This is a genomic window from Prochlorococcus sp. MIT 1201, assembly GCF_047303415.1.
Lineage (GTDB): Bacteria > Cyanobacteriota > Cyanobacteriia > PCC-6307 > Cyanobiaceae > Prochlorococcus > Prochlorococcus marinus_D.
In genome coordinates this window covers 1,857,851-1,871,623 of sequence record NZ_CP138947.1, presented here as the reverse complement: position 1 = coordinate 1,871,623, position 13,773 = coordinate 1,857,851, and the positions used below count along the sequence as shown (strand labels likewise).

Annotated in this window: 11 protein-coding genes and 1 tRNA gene; 5 read left to right on the top strand and 7 right to left on the bottom strand. The window is 54.9% G+C overall.

Annotated features, from left to right (window positions below; all coding sequences use genetic code 11):
- Positions 1-315 precede the first annotated feature (315 nt).
- Positions 316-1,722 (top strand): phosphoglucosamine mutase, encoded by a 1,407-nt coding sequence (gene glmM / locus SIB41_RS09030; RefSeq protein ID WP_413358308.1) that lies wholly within the window; start codon positions 316-318, stop codon positions 1,720-1,722.
- Here glmM and SIB41_RS09025 read toward each other — a convergent pair.
- The 4 genes from SIB41_RS09025 to SIB41_RS09010 are packed head-to-tail and all read right to left on the bottom strand — an operon-like array spanning position 1,703 to position 5,983.
- On the bottom strand, positions 1,703-2,665 hold the full coding sequence (locus SIB41_RS09025) for an N-acetylglucosamine kinase (RefSeq protein ID WP_413358306.1): 963 nt from the start codon (positions 2,663-2,665) through the stop codon (positions 1,703-1,705). The two genes, glmM and SIB41_RS09025, sit on opposite strands and share 20 nt — an antisense overlap.
- A complete protein-coding gene (locus tag SIB41_RS09020; RefSeq protein WP_413358304.1) occupies positions 2,662-3,981 on the bottom strand; it encodes an IctB family putative bicarbonate transporter in 1,320 nt (439 codons plus the stop codon). Before SIB41_RS09020 ends, SIB41_RS09025 begins: the two co-directional genes overlap by 4 nt.
- Complete coding sequence (gene trmB / locus SIB41_RS09015; protein WP_413358302.1) at positions 3,981-4,691, bottom strand: tRNA (guanosine(46)-N7)-methyltransferase TrmB; 711 nt, start codon at positions 4,689-4,691, stop codon at positions 3,981-3,983. The genes SIB41_RS09020 and trmB overlap by 1 nt, the downstream gene beginning before the upstream one ends.
- A 2-nt stretch (positions 4,692-4,693) precedes the next feature.
- Positions 4,694-5,983: an FIST N-terminal domain-containing protein gene (locus tag SIB41_RS09010; protein ID WP_413358300.1), complete on the bottom strand. Its 1,290-nt coding sequence runs from the start codon at positions 5,981-5,983 to the stop codon at positions 4,694-4,696.
- 70 nt (positions 5,984-6,053) lie between these two features.
- Here SIB41_RS09010 and SIB41_RS09005 point away from each other — a divergent pair, with 70 nt between their 5' ends.
- Both SIB41_RS09005 and SIB41_RS09000 read left to right on the top strand, forming a co-directional pair.
- Positions 6,054-6,665 (top strand): DUF3177 family protein, encoded by a 612-nt coding sequence (locus SIB41_RS09005; protein WP_413358298.1) that lies wholly within the window; start codon positions 6,054-6,056, stop codon positions 6,663-6,665.
- 137 nt (positions 6,666-6,802) lie between these two features.
- Entirely contained in the window at positions 6,803-7,024 is a 222-nt protein-coding gene (locus SIB41_RS09000) for a hypothetical protein (RefSeq protein ID WP_413358296.1), read from the top strand.
- A gap of 261 nt (positions 7,025-7,285) precedes the next feature.
- On the opposite strand, the gene ileS is transcribed toward SIB41_RS09000, so the two are convergent.
- A complete protein-coding gene (gene ileS / locus SIB41_RS08995) occupies positions 7,286-10,192 on the bottom strand; it encodes an isoleucine--tRNA ligase (RefSeq protein ID WP_413361487.1) in 2,907 nt (968 codons plus the stop codon).
- A 1,224-nt stretch (positions 10,193-11,416) separates the two neighbouring features.
- On the opposite strand from ileS, the gene SIB41_RS08990 reads away from it, so the two are divergent.
- A tRNA-Leu gene (locus SIB41_RS08990) sits at positions 11,417-11,498 on the top strand.
- Positions 11,499-11,544: 46 nt separating this feature from the next.
- Positions 11,545-12,582 carry a beta-carotene hydroxylase gene (crtR, locus tag SIB41_RS08985; RefSeq protein WP_413358294.1) on the top strand — a complete coding sequence of 346 codons (1,038 nt, stop codon included), beginning with the start codon at positions 11,545-11,547 and terminating at the stop codon, positions 12,580-12,582.
- Here crtR and gatC read toward each other — a convergent pair whose 3' ends face one another.
- Both gatC and SIB41_RS08975 read right to left on the bottom strand, forming a co-directional pair.
- On the bottom strand, positions 12,583-12,876 hold the full coding sequence (gene gatC, locus SIB41_RS08980; RefSeq protein ID WP_413358292.1) for an Asp-tRNA(Asn)/Glu-tRNA(Gln) amidotransferase subunit GatC: 294 nt from the start codon (positions 12,874-12,876) through the stop codon (positions 12,583-12,585).
- On the bottom strand, positions 12,873-13,661 hold the full coding sequence (locus SIB41_RS08975) for a creatininase family protein (protein WP_413358290.1): 789 nt from the start codon (positions 13,659-13,661) through the stop codon (positions 12,873-12,875). The genes gatC and SIB41_RS08975 overlap by 4 nt, the downstream gene beginning before the upstream one ends.
- Positions 13,662-13,773 lie beyond the last annotated feature (112 nt).

The following is a 13,773-nucleotide window of genomic DNA, read 5'->3' as shown; positions in this document are numbered from 1 at the left end:
GGCATTCTGTGGTGATGAAGTCCAGTTGTGTGATGCAGTCTTCGCAAGGATTGATGCCGCTTGCTCAGGCTCACCGCTCTGAGTGTGCACCCGTTGCGGAAGCGGCATGATTCGTTGAGGGATTGTGCTGGCTTTGGCCCATGCCGTTGCGGCCTTGATGGATTGAGGCTTTGGTTGTGGTTTGAAGCGTGCCTGAACCCGTCACTTTGCTCTGGGCTCCCATGCTTTTGGCGTTGAGACTGTCTTCGATCGTGTCCCCTCTCGCTTGAGTCTCAGGCGCATGCCCTTTAACCTTCAGTCCACTTTTGAGACCTGATGGTCTTTGCTGCTCTTGACCCCTTAGGTGTTCCCCTCGGGACGGCCCAGGCCAGCTTCGGCACAGATGGCATTCGCGGTCGGGTCGGAACGTTGCTGACGCCTGCGTTTATTTTGCAGGTGGGCTACTGGTGTGGTCAGGTGTTGCCTGATCAAGGCCCGGTGTTGATCGGGATGGATTCCCGTAGCAGTGGGGCCATGGTGGCCTCGGCATTAACGGCTGGTTTAACCGCTGCAGGTCGGGAAGTGTGGACCTTGGGCTTATGTCCCACCCCAGCTGTGCCTGGATTAATTCGCAAGCTTGGTGCTGCAGGCGGTTTGATGGTTTCAGCAAGTCATAACCCACCTGAAGACAATGGCATCAAGGTGTTTGGGGCCGATGGTGCCAAACTAAGCCCAGCAAAGCAGGGTCTCATCGAAGCGGGGCTTCGCGGCGAGGCCATTGGTGACAAAGGTCGACCAACGATCACGAGTTGCGGCCCTGCTTATCAGCGCAACGAGCTTCTTAGCCACTATCGCGATGCCCTTCTTGCCTCAGTGCTGCATCAACGCCTGGATGGCGTGCCCATTGTGCTTGATCTCTGCTGGGGAGCGGCAACAGCCTGTGGTGCTGAGGTGTTTGCGGCCCTTGGGGCTGATCTCACTGTGTTGCATGGTGAACCGGATGGCAGGCGCATCAATGTCGGTTGTGGTTCTACCCAGCTCGAGCCGTTGCGTCGAGCTGTGATTGAGCGCGGCGCGATCATGGGCTTTGCCTTTGATGGGGATGCTGATCGGATGCTGGCTTTGGATGGACACGGTCGCGTCGTCGATGGTGACCATGTGCTCTACCTCTGGGGATCAGACCTTCAGGATCGGCAGGCTTTACCTCAACAAAGGCTTGTGGCCACTGTGATGTCGAATCTCGGATTTGAGAGGGCTTGGCAGCAAAGAGGTGGGGTTCTTGAACGCACACCGGTAGGTGATCAGCATGTCTATGCCGCCATGGTGGAGAGCAATGCGGCTTTAGGTGGTGAACAGTCTGGCCATATCCTTTCAGCAGCTCATGGCCTTTGTGGTGATGGTGTGCTCACTGCTTTGCAGCTTGCCACTCTCTGTCATGGCAGGGGTCTGAGTCTTGGTGAGTGGTTGGATCAGAGTTTCCAGGCGTTCCCACAAAAGTTGGTCAATGTGCGCGTTCCTGATTTGGAACGACGTATGGGTTGGCAGCAATGTGAGCCTCTGCAGGAGGCGGTCTTGGCGGCAGAAGCAGCCATGGGTGAAGACGGCCGAGTCTTGGTAAGGGCGAGTGGAACGGAGCCGTTGTTAAGGGTGATGATTGAAGCGGCGGATTCTGCTGCCGTGGACTTCTGGACAGCACAGTTGGCCGACCTTGCCGAGCAACACCTCAATCGGGGTTGCGTTTGAGTTGGCGGAGTGCAAGCTGCAGAGCACCATCCAGGGCATCCCCCTGGCCTTTGATCCAGCTTGCAGTAGGCAGTCGCTTGGCAATGGCTTGCTCGATCAGCTCGCGAAAGGGTTGTAGATGTTCAAAGGCTCCGCCGTTGCCACAGATCTTGGGAGCCGATAACTCAAGGCTTTGGGCAACTCCTGCGATCGCTTCGGCGATCGAGTGGGCTGATTGTTCAAGGATTGCGATGGCATCCTTATCGCCTACCTGAGCTTCTGCAACGACGAGTGGCGCGAGTTGAGCAAATCCGGCAGCACCGAAACTGGGCTGCACAACAAGGGCTTTGATAGCTGCTGCCGATGAGCAATTGAGAGCGCGCCAGAGTTTCTCGCGTAGAGGTCGATCGGGGATACGGCCATCGGCCATGCGCAGGCTGAGCTGTAGCCCCTTTTGTCCGAGGTTTTGAGCTGAGCCACCCTCATCAAGTAGCCAACCCCAGCCACCACAGCGTTGTTCTTTTCCTTGATCGTTTCGCCCGATGCAGATCATGCCGGTGCCACTGATCAACACAATGCCTGCGTCTTGGGGGAAGGCCCCATGCAGAGCTGTGCGTTCATCCCCAGTTGCTAGGCATTGGTTTGATGGGATGTTTAGACAACGCGCGAGCAAGTGCTGCGCTTGCTCTTGCAGTGGGGTGTCATGTTCTATTCCGCTTGCTCCGACGGCCGCTGCAGAGATCAGAGCTTTTTCAGATCTCAATCCAGCATTGCCGATAGCCTTGCTGAAGCTGCTTCGCAGTGCTTTCTCAAAGCGTTCTTCACCGTCAGAGGCGTGCAGGTGAATGACGCCGCTGCCGAGGCCCTCTGCAATCGGCAACCATTGATTTTGATGCCAGCGGCTTAGGCGGCATCGGGTTTGTGTTTGGCCTGCATCAAAGCCTGCAAGGAAAAGGCCGTTCACTCTGTCTGTTGGAGTTGCTTTTGTTCTGGCTGTGTTTGGGCCAGTGTGGCCAGGCAGAACCAGCCCACGAGTTGAACCTCAGGTCGAAAAAAAATGGTATCTGTTATGCCATGAACCGCCAGCCCAGCCATGGCGGCCAGGCTTGCTAGAGCGGGGAGGGCCAGCGGATGATTTGAGTAGAGGCCAGCGAGGCCCTTGCGCATGCTGGTAATTACTAGAGCGAGACTTGCCATGAGGCCAGCCAGTCCGGTTTCTACAAGGATTTCCAGGGGAACAGAGTAGGCACTTAGGGCGTTGAATTTGGGCTGTTGAAAGAGCGGATAGATCCTGTTGAAGGCAGCGTTGCCAGGGCCAATACCCAGCCACGGGCGTGCCTGAATCATTTCAAGGCTTGATAGCCAAACGTTGATGCGGAAGTTGTTAGAGCTGTCACTTCGCCCTGCGATCAAGCTTGTGATTCGGGTGCGGATGGGCTCAATCTGGGTTGCGGCTATCACCAGCATGGCTGTGCCTAAAACAATCACGATTAGGGGCAGCAGACGACGCCAGACGAGAGGCCAGTGGCTGGTACTGCGCAACAGCAGCAGCACCAAAATCACAGCTAGAGCCGAAAGCATGCCTAGCCATCCACCGCGGCTGAAGCTGAATAGGGTTGCTGTGATACCAAGCCCTAGAGCGACCATCGCGTAAAGCTTTGCTCCCAAGCCTTGCCATCTCAGTAGGGCTACTAAGGCCAGCGGCAGGATGGGTATGAGATAGCCAGCTAGCAGGTTGGGGTTACCAAGCGGACCATAAATTCGCACTGTCCCTACAGCCACTGAATTGGGATCTGCCCAGTGGGCCATTTCCTCAGCAGGGGCATAGAGCTGCCTGATTGCGATCACAGAAGAGATCAGTTCGCCGGTTAGGAGGGCAGCCACCAGGCGATTCCACCAGTCGCTACTGGTGGCTAGTAGCTGTCGCATCAGTGCGTACACCCCCAGGTAGCTGATGAGTTTGATCAATCCTTTGGCAGCTGCCAATGGAACGGGTGAGAACCCTGTGGCGAGACATGCAATAGCGAAAAACACAAGTAACCAGCTACTGATGCTTCCAATTCGGCCAGCTGGTTTCACACAGCCCCAGATGATCGATAACGCTCCGGCCGCGAGGATTGTTAGTCCAAGCCCGGTTCGATTCAGCATGGGCAGGGTTGCTAGGAGCATCATCAACAGCAACCCCGCAATCCATTGCAGGCGCATTTGCATCGCCTCAGAGGAGGGAATGCGTCCCTGCCAGCGCAGTAGAAGGGGCTGTGGGGCCGCAGTCTTAGGCATCAGCAGTCGCTATGTTCTTCTTCACTGGGATTATCGACCTGTTGCCATAATGCTTCGAGGTTGGACAGTTCAGGAGCTTGTTGGTCGTTGCGTTGGTAGAGCCTGCGGTAAACCTGTAGACCCTGATCGAGCACATAACGTTCTCGCTCCGTCGGCACGGGCAGTGGGTTGGCCTTTTGCCAGGCATGGGAATCATTTTTAGGACGCTCGAAACAGTTGCTTTGTTCAATCAGCATCACCATCGGCTCGATAACAGACAGCACATCACTCTGGATAAAGAGTTCACGGCCTGGTTGCAGGGCTTTTGCTAAGGCGATTAACAGGGAGGGTTGCAGCACCCTGCGCTTCTGATGACGACGTTTAAACCAGGGGTCTGGGAACTGGATGGACACCCATTGCAGCTGATCTCTAGGCAGGGCATCAAGCCATTCCTCAAGGCTCACATTGACGTTGCAGAACAAGAAGCGGAGGTTGTCGAGTTCGAGTTCTTGGCGATCCCTTTCCGCTGAAAGCACAAGCGGGTGGCGAATCTCAACACCCACATGATTCCACTCTGGTTGAAGTGGAGCCAGGCTTAACAGGAAGCCACCTCGAGCACAACCGATGTCGAGATGGAGAGGGCGGCTGGATTGCGCAAACATTTCTTCCGGGCTTGGCAGTGGCCTTGGAAGTTGGAAGAAACGGCTGAGGGGATTGACGTGCTGGCGCACACTTAGACCGATTTGGCTGGTTCCGAGGCAGAGGGGTCATGCCTAAGCAAACCCCAGCAGGCCGTGTAACCGTGAATGTGGGTAGCGCCAACGCCTCCGGCAGGGCCGATTTCACCGTTGCAGAACACTCCAGCGATAGGTAGTTCTGCTATCAGTTTGCGTGCGATGTGTACATCACCATTGGGTACGCCGTAGAGGCCATGGCCTCGCCCGAGGCAAGCCATTAATAGGCCGAAGAGAGGGGGGCTGGTATTGCGCTCTCTTGCGGCACCGAGCAGTTGCTCAGATTCTTGCCGTGAGGCCTTAGCTTCCCGCAGCTGAAATTGCACGTTTTGGCCAGCTCTTATTTGCTCGGCGACGGCAACGGCACCATTCTTGGGATCTACTCCGATCAGGTTTCTCACCAAAAAAGCTCCTTGAGGCTGAGGTGCTCCGGTTCCTGCTAACACCAGATCGCGTCGTTCTATTCCTAAAAAAAGTGAATGCCGGACCATCTCTCGTTCTTCTTCTGAGAGATCATCTAACACGCGTTGTAGGCAGGCCATCGGACTGTCCCGCTGGTTTTCGTGACTGAGCTCCAAAAGAATATTTTTTTGTACCTGTTCAATGGCGAACACAGGACCAATCGGTTTGCAACCCTGTGCGACCACGACTTCCAGATTCCAGTCGCCGCCAAAGCTGCAGCCAACGGCGCCCATGACGACGCGGTCGTCAAAGAACAGGGAGCCATGAGGGGCATTATGAGGGCCGGCAATGCCACCGAGTTTGGTCGTGGTTGGGTAGGCGTAATCCAGGCCGCTAATGAGATCATTGATGGAGGGTGAGCTGGGATCCACAAGCAGCAACATGCTGCGGGCATTGAAAGGATCAGCGCCAACCCATTCTTGCCAGTGCTGAGCTGGTCCATCTAGGTCTGGTAATGACTGGGTTTCAAGGCAGAAGGGCTTGAGAATGGCTCCTGGCAGCTGCAGCATGGTGATGCTGAGAGCAGGTTCTTTTTCGAGCTCTGAAGCATTCCCTTTGGCTGTGGTGCCAATCACGCCTCCACCGGCACATCCCAACCAGTGGGTTGCTTTCAGTCGACGCTGCAATAAAGGCAGCAATCGAGGTAGATCGCTGGCGTAGTGGGTGGAGGCAAAGACGAGTGCTAGATCGGCTGAGCTGCCCCCCGCCAGGGCTGCCGCCACCTCGTTGACCGCAGCCTCAAGGGAAGGTTGGCTGGACAATGCCGTTCGGCAGCTGGCCTGGGATGAGCTGCGTCTGAACCAATTGAGCGGAGAGAAGGGCTCCATGAATTGGACCCTAACAACACTGACGGAACTCAGGCCAGCATTGATAATGACGCCTTCACGAACCTCCTAAGTGCCTGAACTCCCCTATCGCACTCTCGTCTGGCTGACCTACCGCCTTGCGGCAATGTTTGCACTGGGCCTGCCATTTGTTTTGTTGATCTGGGCTTCGGTGCGTCGGGAGGCTTCGATGGTGCGTTTACTGACTATCTATTGGAAGATTGCCAGTTTGCTAGCCATCAGCGTGCTGTTGCTGACCGATCAAAGGCCTATTGGTTATCTGACGACCTTCTTGGCCCCCTTGTTGATGGTGGCTTCAGTTTGGTTTTGGGTAGACCTTAATGAGGAGCTTGCCGATTTACCCCCCTGGCGGCCTCTGCCATTAACGGTGCGTATTTGGCGCTGGGCTCTGAGCGGATTCGGTCTAATGGCGGCGGCTATGGCGTCAACCAGTCTTGCTTGCATGAAGGACGTTGCAGGGGCTAATTGTCGCGTCTGGTTTGAGGCTCCGCAGGGGTTGCATCGGGTTGCGGAGCGACTGTTCGATTTCGTTTTCGGTGGACAGTGGACCGAAGCGGTCGCCGCATTTATTGGTTATGTGGCCTTGGTGGCTTATATCGTGGGCTTGCTGCAGTGGCTTCTGGTGCGACTTCCCCGTCAGGGTCGGGTTGCTGGTGAATTCTGACCCTATTGCCTTTGATGCGATAGAGGAGCTGTGAGCACAATCACCTCAGGTCTTGCGGCGCGTCAACACAACACAGAGAACTTGCGGAGAAGCTATGTGCATCGAGGACAGGTTGTCCTCACAACCAAATCAGGACAATGACATTCGACAAAGCCGAGCTGATTACCGATAAGTTCTTTACGCTGATTGCTGCAATTTGTATTGCTGCGGTTATCTGTGGATCACCTTCCGCAGAAGCTAATACAAATTCGAATGCAGGCCTTTCAGAGCAGGCCAGCAAAGAAGAGACATCTTTTCTATCTGGTTTGCCTGAAGTTGACCCTCTGCCATTGCCGGATTCTGCTACTGGAGCTTTTTGATGGAGGATTGATCATTGAATCCACTGCGCGATTGAATGATTTTTTGGCACTCTTTCGATGCTTTGAGTTTTGCTTTTTCAAGCAGAATGTTCAATGACTGCCGTTCTGGATGCGACTGTGCTGCTTGTGAGCTGATGTCATCACCGCATTGACTTGGATAAGCCTCTGGATATCGCTAGTGACGCAAAGGCTCAGTGCTGATGACATTGGTGGTGCCATGGTTGTGATGGATGGGGGGATGTCGTGGAGCCCCCCCCCTTTTTATTGATGTTCGAGCACGCCCACGCAGCGACCGCAAAGGGTGGGATGTGTCGTGTGCTGGCCGACATCCGTTTCGTAGTGCCAACAACGTTCGCATTTGCTACCGCGAGCCCTGGCAACCTCGATCGTCGCCAAGGTGTTGTCCTGACTTGCCAGTAGTTCTGCCCATGGTTCACCACCTACTTGTAAGTGAGATACCAGCAACCAGTCGCGCAATCCATCCACATCGGGATCTCCTTGTTGTCTGAGCCAGTCGAGTGCTTCCTGGAGCGCTTCGCTGTGTGCTTCCAAGCGGACAGCTGCTTCAAGTGCTGCACCCAGCTCTCCTTGGCTTCGGCAGTCTTCTAGAACGCGGTTCACGGCGCTGCGCAGTTCACGTAGCTGGTGCATTGGCGCCATCATTGAGGGGTCTCGCCAGGTCTCTGGGACCGTGGGCCATCCCCTACGAAAGACAGAGTCTTCCGCTACGGAGTAGGGCAGGTTCTGCCAGATGTCTTCGGCCATATGACATAGCACTGGGGAAATGGCCCCAGCTAGACGCTCAATGATGAGAGCCATCACTGTTTGACAGCTGCGTCGGCGACGTTCGGATGGTGAGCTCACATAGAGCCGGTCCTTGGCAATATCGAGGTAGAAGTTCGATAGGTCGACCACGCAGTAGCTCTGGAGTAACTGGAAGAAGCGATAGAACTCGTAGCGATCAAAGGCCGTTGAGATCTCATCCATGACCTCAGCTGTGCGTTGCAGCATCCAGCGATCGAGTAGGGGTAGATCTTGCACGGGAATCGCGTCGCGCTCGGGATCGAAGTCGTGCAGGTTTCCCAGCAGATAGCGGGACGTGTTACGCACCTTGCGATACACATCTGCGATCTGTCGCAGAATGCTGGCTCCGATCGGAACATCGGCGGAGTAATCCACAGAGCTCACCCATAGGCGCAGAACGTCGGCGCCGTAGGGAGGTTCTTGTTTCTGGTTTTTGCCACCGTCGATAATCACCGCTGGATCGACGACATTCCCTAGCGATTTGCTCATTTTTCGGCCCTTCTCATCGAGGGCGAAGCCATGGGTGAGCACCTGCCGATAGGGAGCTTGGCTGTTGATGGCTACGGAGGTCAGCAAAGAAGACTGAAACCAGCCCCTGTGTTGGTCAGAGCCTTCTAGGTACAGCTCGGCAGGGTAGGCGAGGCCATCTTGTTGACTAGCAACAGCCGCCCAACTCGAGCCCGAGTCAAACCATACGTCCATCGTGTCGGTTCCTTTACGCCATCGTTTAGCTTCTGCGGCATAGGCCGGTGGCAACAACTCGACTTCATTGCGTTCCCACCACACGTCGGCACCATGTTCTGTGATCAGGGCCTTGACATGAGCAAGTGTCTCGTCGTTCAACAGCACCTCATTGCCTTCTCGCTCGTAGAACACTGGAATCGGCACGCCCCAAGTGCGTTGTCTGGAAATACACCAGTCGCCCCGTTCTCGCACCATCGCTTCCATGCGATTGCGGCCCGAGGCTGGTAGCCACTCCACGCTGTTGATAGCTGTCAATGCTTCATTGCGGAAGCCTTCGACAGAGGCAAACCATTGTTCTGTGGCGCGAAAAATGGTGGGTTTCTTTGTTCGCCAGTCATAGGGGTAGCGGTGGGGATAGGGTTCGTGCTTCAGCAGAGCACCTCTTTCCTCAAGTGCCGCAATGATGGTGGGGTTGGCGTCTTTGAGCACGTTGAGACCAGCGAATTGACCCGCCTCGCTTGTCATTGTTCCGCTTTCGTCTACTGGGCAGAGCATGCCCAGGTCGTGCTTTTGGCCTGTGTTGAAGTCGTCGACACCATGGCCTGGGGCTGTGTGCACAAGACCAGTTCCCGATTCGGTGGTGATGTATTCACCGCCGATCACGATCGGACTGTCTCGATCCAGTAGTGGGTGTTTGTAGATGAGACCTGCAAGAAGGGCTCCCTTGACCGTGGCGCGAGCTGTGAGTTCCAGCGCGAGGGTGTCGCGTAACGATGGCAACAATTCAGCGGCCACTAGTAGTAGTCGACCTTGGTTGTCAACTGCAAAGGAGTAGTCGAGTTTCTCGTTGACCGAAACCGCAAGGTTGGCGGGCAGAGTCCAGGGGGTGGTGGTCCAGATTGCAATTTGCAGAGCCTGGCCGAGTTCGAGGCCGTTATTCGGCAGCTCCAGGCCCTGATTGCCAAGAGATGTGCGCAAGTGCTCGGGCAGCTTGGCTGCTGGAAAAGCAACGTAGACACTTGGGCTGGTGTGACCGTCTGGATATTCCAACTCCGCTTCAGCAAGGGCTGTACGGGAGCTGGGACTCCAGTGCACCGGCTTGAGTCCCCGATAGATGTATCCCTTTTGAAACATCGTGCCGAACACTTGGATTTGGGCGACTTCGTATTCCTTCTGGAGCGTTAGGTAGGGATGCTCCCAGTCGGCCCAGATGCCCCAGCGGCGGAAGCCTGCCATTTGGCTGTCCACTTGCTTGCGTGCAAAGGCTGCAGCTTTCTTGCGCAATTTCAGTGGTGTGAGTGCTTCGCGCTGCTCTTGATTGAGGTTCTGCAACACCTTCAGTTCGATCGGAAGGCCGTGGCAGTCCCACCCGGGCACGAAACGCACTTGACGGCCACGCAAGATTTGATGCTTGTTGATGATGTCTTTCAGCACCTTGTTGAGGGCATGGCCCATATGCAGGGCTCCATTGGCGTAGGGCGGCCCGTCATGAAGGGTGAAGTTTTGGCCCTGATTGTTCAGGCCAAGCTCTAAATCAATGCCTTGTTGCTTCCAGAACTCTTGTAACTCTGGTTCTCGTTGGCTTGCATTGGCGCGCATGCCAAAGCTGGTTTGCAAAAGGTTGAGAGTGTCCTTGTAAGAGGTTCGTGCAACACCATCCGGTTGTTTTCCCTGGGTCACGGTGTCACTGCAGCAGGAGAGATTATCAATGGAAGGCTGTGTCGATTCAGTTTTTACCGCTGTTGTCTCTTGAATGTCTTCAGTGTCTGAAGTTGTGTCTGGCTCGCTATCTGTTGGGGCCTTGGCGGGAGCCACCTGGAGGATGTCTTTGGGCTGTTGGGCTTGAGATGGCTGTTGAGTCTCAGTTGGCTGTTGGTCAAACGTTTGCTGTGGCGTTGAAGTCTGCTGCTGGCTTGCTTTCGGCTCTGGGCGTTCTTGAACCTTTGCTTCAGGGTGTGTTGAGTTTTTAGGGGAGTCAGTTTTGCCAACGTCAATAGTTTGTTTGCTCTTAGCGGGTTGCTGATCTTCAGATCGTTGCTCAGTGGTCTGCTTGGGGGCTACCGATGTTTTGAGGCTGGTATTGGCTGAAGCCGAAGAACTTTCTTTAGGTTCAGAGTTGGTTTTTGCTTGATCGGCTGCTGCCGCCTCGGTTGACACCGCTGGGGGAATGTTGATGGCTTGTTGATTTGCTGATGAAGGTTGGCTTCTAGATGGCTGTTGCTCAACAGCTGGTGCTACGTCTTGGTCGGCGGTTGGTTCAGGACGCACCCATTTTTTCTTGGTTTCGTTTGCTTTTGGCCGCACCCGTTCGATCAACCCGTTGAGTCTGTCACCGATGCTTGCCAGTGAGGTCAACAGTTCTTTGAAGCTCTCAGTGGTGAGAGGCTCAGGGCTTTCTCCTGATTCAGGGCTGGGTTCAGATCCCTCCGCTGATGTGATCTCGTTGGCTAAAGCTGAGTCTTGGTCTGAGTTGGGTTTTGACCGCAGCCGTTCCATCAATCCCTTGAGGGTGCTGCCCAGGTTTGCGATAGAGGCGCCTAGTTGCTTGAGGCTGGTGGTCCATCGCTCCCGAGAAATTAGCCCTTGCTGATCATCCGAACTGAGTTGTTGCCAGCGGTTTTGGGCGACTTCCACCCCGAGCCTGCTCACGAGTAGTGTGCCACAGATCACTGCCAGCATTGGGGGCCCCTGCAAGCGGTCGCTGCTGGTGATCAGCCCCAGCCCCAGCATGAGCACCACAGCTCCCCACAGCCCGTCACGGGGGCGACTGAGTTCAGTGGCAAGCAGCGGAAGCAGGAGTACTGCCAGGCCGAGCAGGAGGGAGAACTCTCCGAGGAGGGTGGCCAGCATCTTTGGCACAACGGTGTAGGTCCATTCTGGAGTGGTGTTTAGAGTTCAGTACGTGCCCATCTGGCGGAATTGGTAGACGCGCTGGTTTTAGGTACCAGTGGCTTAGGTCGTGGGGGTTCAAGTCCCCCGGTGGGCATCCTTTTTAAAGCCCCTGGTTTGATCAGGGGGTATGTTTCCATTTGATGACTCAGGTACTCTCCAACCCGGATCCTGTTGAGGCTGAAGCCAGCTCCAAGTTGGCCTCTCAACAGCTAACGGTGCCGAAGGAGTACCTCGATCCGCCTTCCCCTTGGAATCCCACGGTGGGATTGTTTCTGGGCGGTTATGGCTTGGCGGCTCTAACGATTTGGCAGTGGTGTTTTGGTGATTGGCCTTTACAAGTTCTGGTGGCATTGGCGTTTTTCGCCTTGCATATGGAAGGCACTGTGATCCATGACGCTTGTCATAAGGCGGCTCATCCGAATCCTTGGATTAATCAGTTCATGGGTCATGGTTCAGCAATTTTGCTGGGCTTTAGTTTTCCTGTGTTCACAAGAGTGCACCTTCAGCATCACTCACATGTGAATGACCCCAACAATGATCCGGATCACATTGTCAGCACGTTTGGCCCGCTTTGGTTGATTGCGCCGCGGTTTTTCTATCATGAATATTTCTTCTTTCAACGACGCTTATGGCGTCGCTTTGAGCTGATGCAGTGGGGGCTTGAGCGTGGTTTGTTTGTTTCCATTGTGATCGCTGGTCTTCATTTTGACTTCATGAATTTTGTTTATAATTGTTGGTTTGGCCCTGCCTTAATGGTTGGGGTCACCCTGGGCCTTTTCTTTGACTATTTGCCCCATCGTCCCTTTACTGCAAGGGACCGTTGGCATAACGCCAGAGTGTATCCAAGCAGGATGATGAATTGGTTGATTATGGGTCAGAATTATCATCTTGTTCATCATTTATGGCCTTCTATTCCCTGGTTTGAGTATAAGCCGGCCTACGAAGCAACAAAACCTCTATTGGATGCCAGAGGATCACCTCAGCGACTCGGATTTTTTGAAAGTAGATCCGATGGATTTAATTTTCTCTATGACATCGTTTTGGGTGTCCGTAGCCATACAACACGTCGTAGCAAGATGCGTCCACTAGCCAAATTGATTCCCAGCCGCCGCTGGCGGCGTCGTTGGATTGGTTTGTTGCATCGCACTGCTGTCTTGCCAGAAGCCAAGAAACGTTGACTATTCGGCCAAAATTTTTGGCACTCTGAAGAAGTCGCCTTCGCGTTGAGGGGCAAGATTTAGAAGTTCTTCGCGTACTGGTGTCTCAAAGACCTCGTCAGTACGCGTTACATTCACCACTTCTACTGCTCGCGTTGTGGGTTTTACGTTCGTGGTATCAATTTCTTCAAGCTGGGCCACGTAAGCAAGGATTTTCTCTAGCTGCTCTGTATAGGTTGCGATCTGATCATCTGGCAGGTCTAGGCGAGCTAGGTGGGCCACTTTGCGTACGTCTTTGGCGGTGATCTTGCTCATGCTGCGCTAAGGAAGCTTGTTAGATCTTCGCTCAACGCGGTAGCCGCTGTCTCTAGCAATGAGGCACCATGCTCTGGCTTAGCGAGATAGGGGTTTGAGCCCATGCGGCCATCCGGATGCCGTCGGCGGAAATCTTCCGGGCCGTGGATCGGTCCTGCAGGGGCTGGCTCCGGTAGAGGCCGCTGTTTGCTGAGCAGGCTTGGATCTATGTGCAAGGTGAGAGCAATTTCGCTGGGAGTGGCATGCTGGCCTTCTTGATCGCCATATAACTCTCTGGCTGCGCGAAAGACAGAGCCCGCCATAAACCAGTTGGCCAGTTTGCATCGCAGTTTGGATGCCACGGGTAGGTCGTTGCTGATGGCGCTGCTGTAGGCCTGGGCAAAGGCGGCTTTAGTGGTGGCGATATTGCCGCCATGCCCGTTGATCACAAAGATCCGCTCGAAGCCATGGTTGGCAAGAGATATCACGAGATCGTGGATCAATGCGAGCAAAGTGGCGGGTTTTAAGCTCATCGTTCCGGCGAAACCGAGATGGTGTTCAGCCATCCCGAAGGCTTGGGTCGGTGTGACAAGCACCCCTGTGCGACGGCCGACTTCAAGAGCTACTGCTTCAGCGGTGAGTGCATCGGTGCCAATTGCGCCAGTGGGTCCATGTTGTTCGGTGGAGCCAAGTGGCAGGATCACGCCTTTGCAATGGTTCAGATAGTCGTCCACTTCTGGCCAGCTACGCAGGGCTAGGCGAATGGGGTCGACGCTGCTGACGGCGCCGGGCAGGGTGGAAGACATGATGGGGAGGGATGCTTTGACGAGGGCTTATTGGGTGCTGCTGTTGAACCAATGGTCTTGTTGTTGCAGAACTTCGGTTCTGAACAACAGCATGGCGGCCACGCAAAAAATG

Bases quoted from the DNA above. Each gene is read 5' to 3' on its own strand.
- glmM (WP_413358308.1), top strand. From the start codon at position 316: ATGGTCTTTGCTGCTCTTGACCCCTTAGGTGTTCCCCTCGGGACGGCC.
- SIB41_RS09020 (WP_413358304.1), bottom strand. From the start codon at position 3,981: ATGCCTAAGACTGCGGCCCCACAGCCCCTTCTACTGCGCTGGCAGGGA.
- SIB41_RS09010 (WP_413358300.1), bottom strand. From the start codon at position 5,983: ATGGAGCCCTTCTCTCCGCTCAATTGGTTCAGACGCAGCTCATCCCAG.
- SIB41_RS09000 (WP_413358296.1), top strand. From the start codon at position 6,803: ATGACATTCGACAAAGCCGAGCTGATTACCGATAAGTTCTTTACGCTG.
- crtR (WP_413358294.1), top strand. From the start codon at position 11,545: ATGACTCAGGTACTCTCCAACCCGGATCCTGTTGAGGCTGAAGCCAGC.
- gatC (WP_413358292.1), bottom strand. From the start codon at position 12,876: ATGAGCAAGATCACCGCCAAAGACGTACGCAAAGTGGCCCACCTAGCT.
- SIB41_RS08975 (WP_413358290.1), bottom strand. From the start codon at position 13,661: ATGTCTTCCACCCTGCCCGGCGCCGTCAGCAGCGTCGACCCCATTCGC.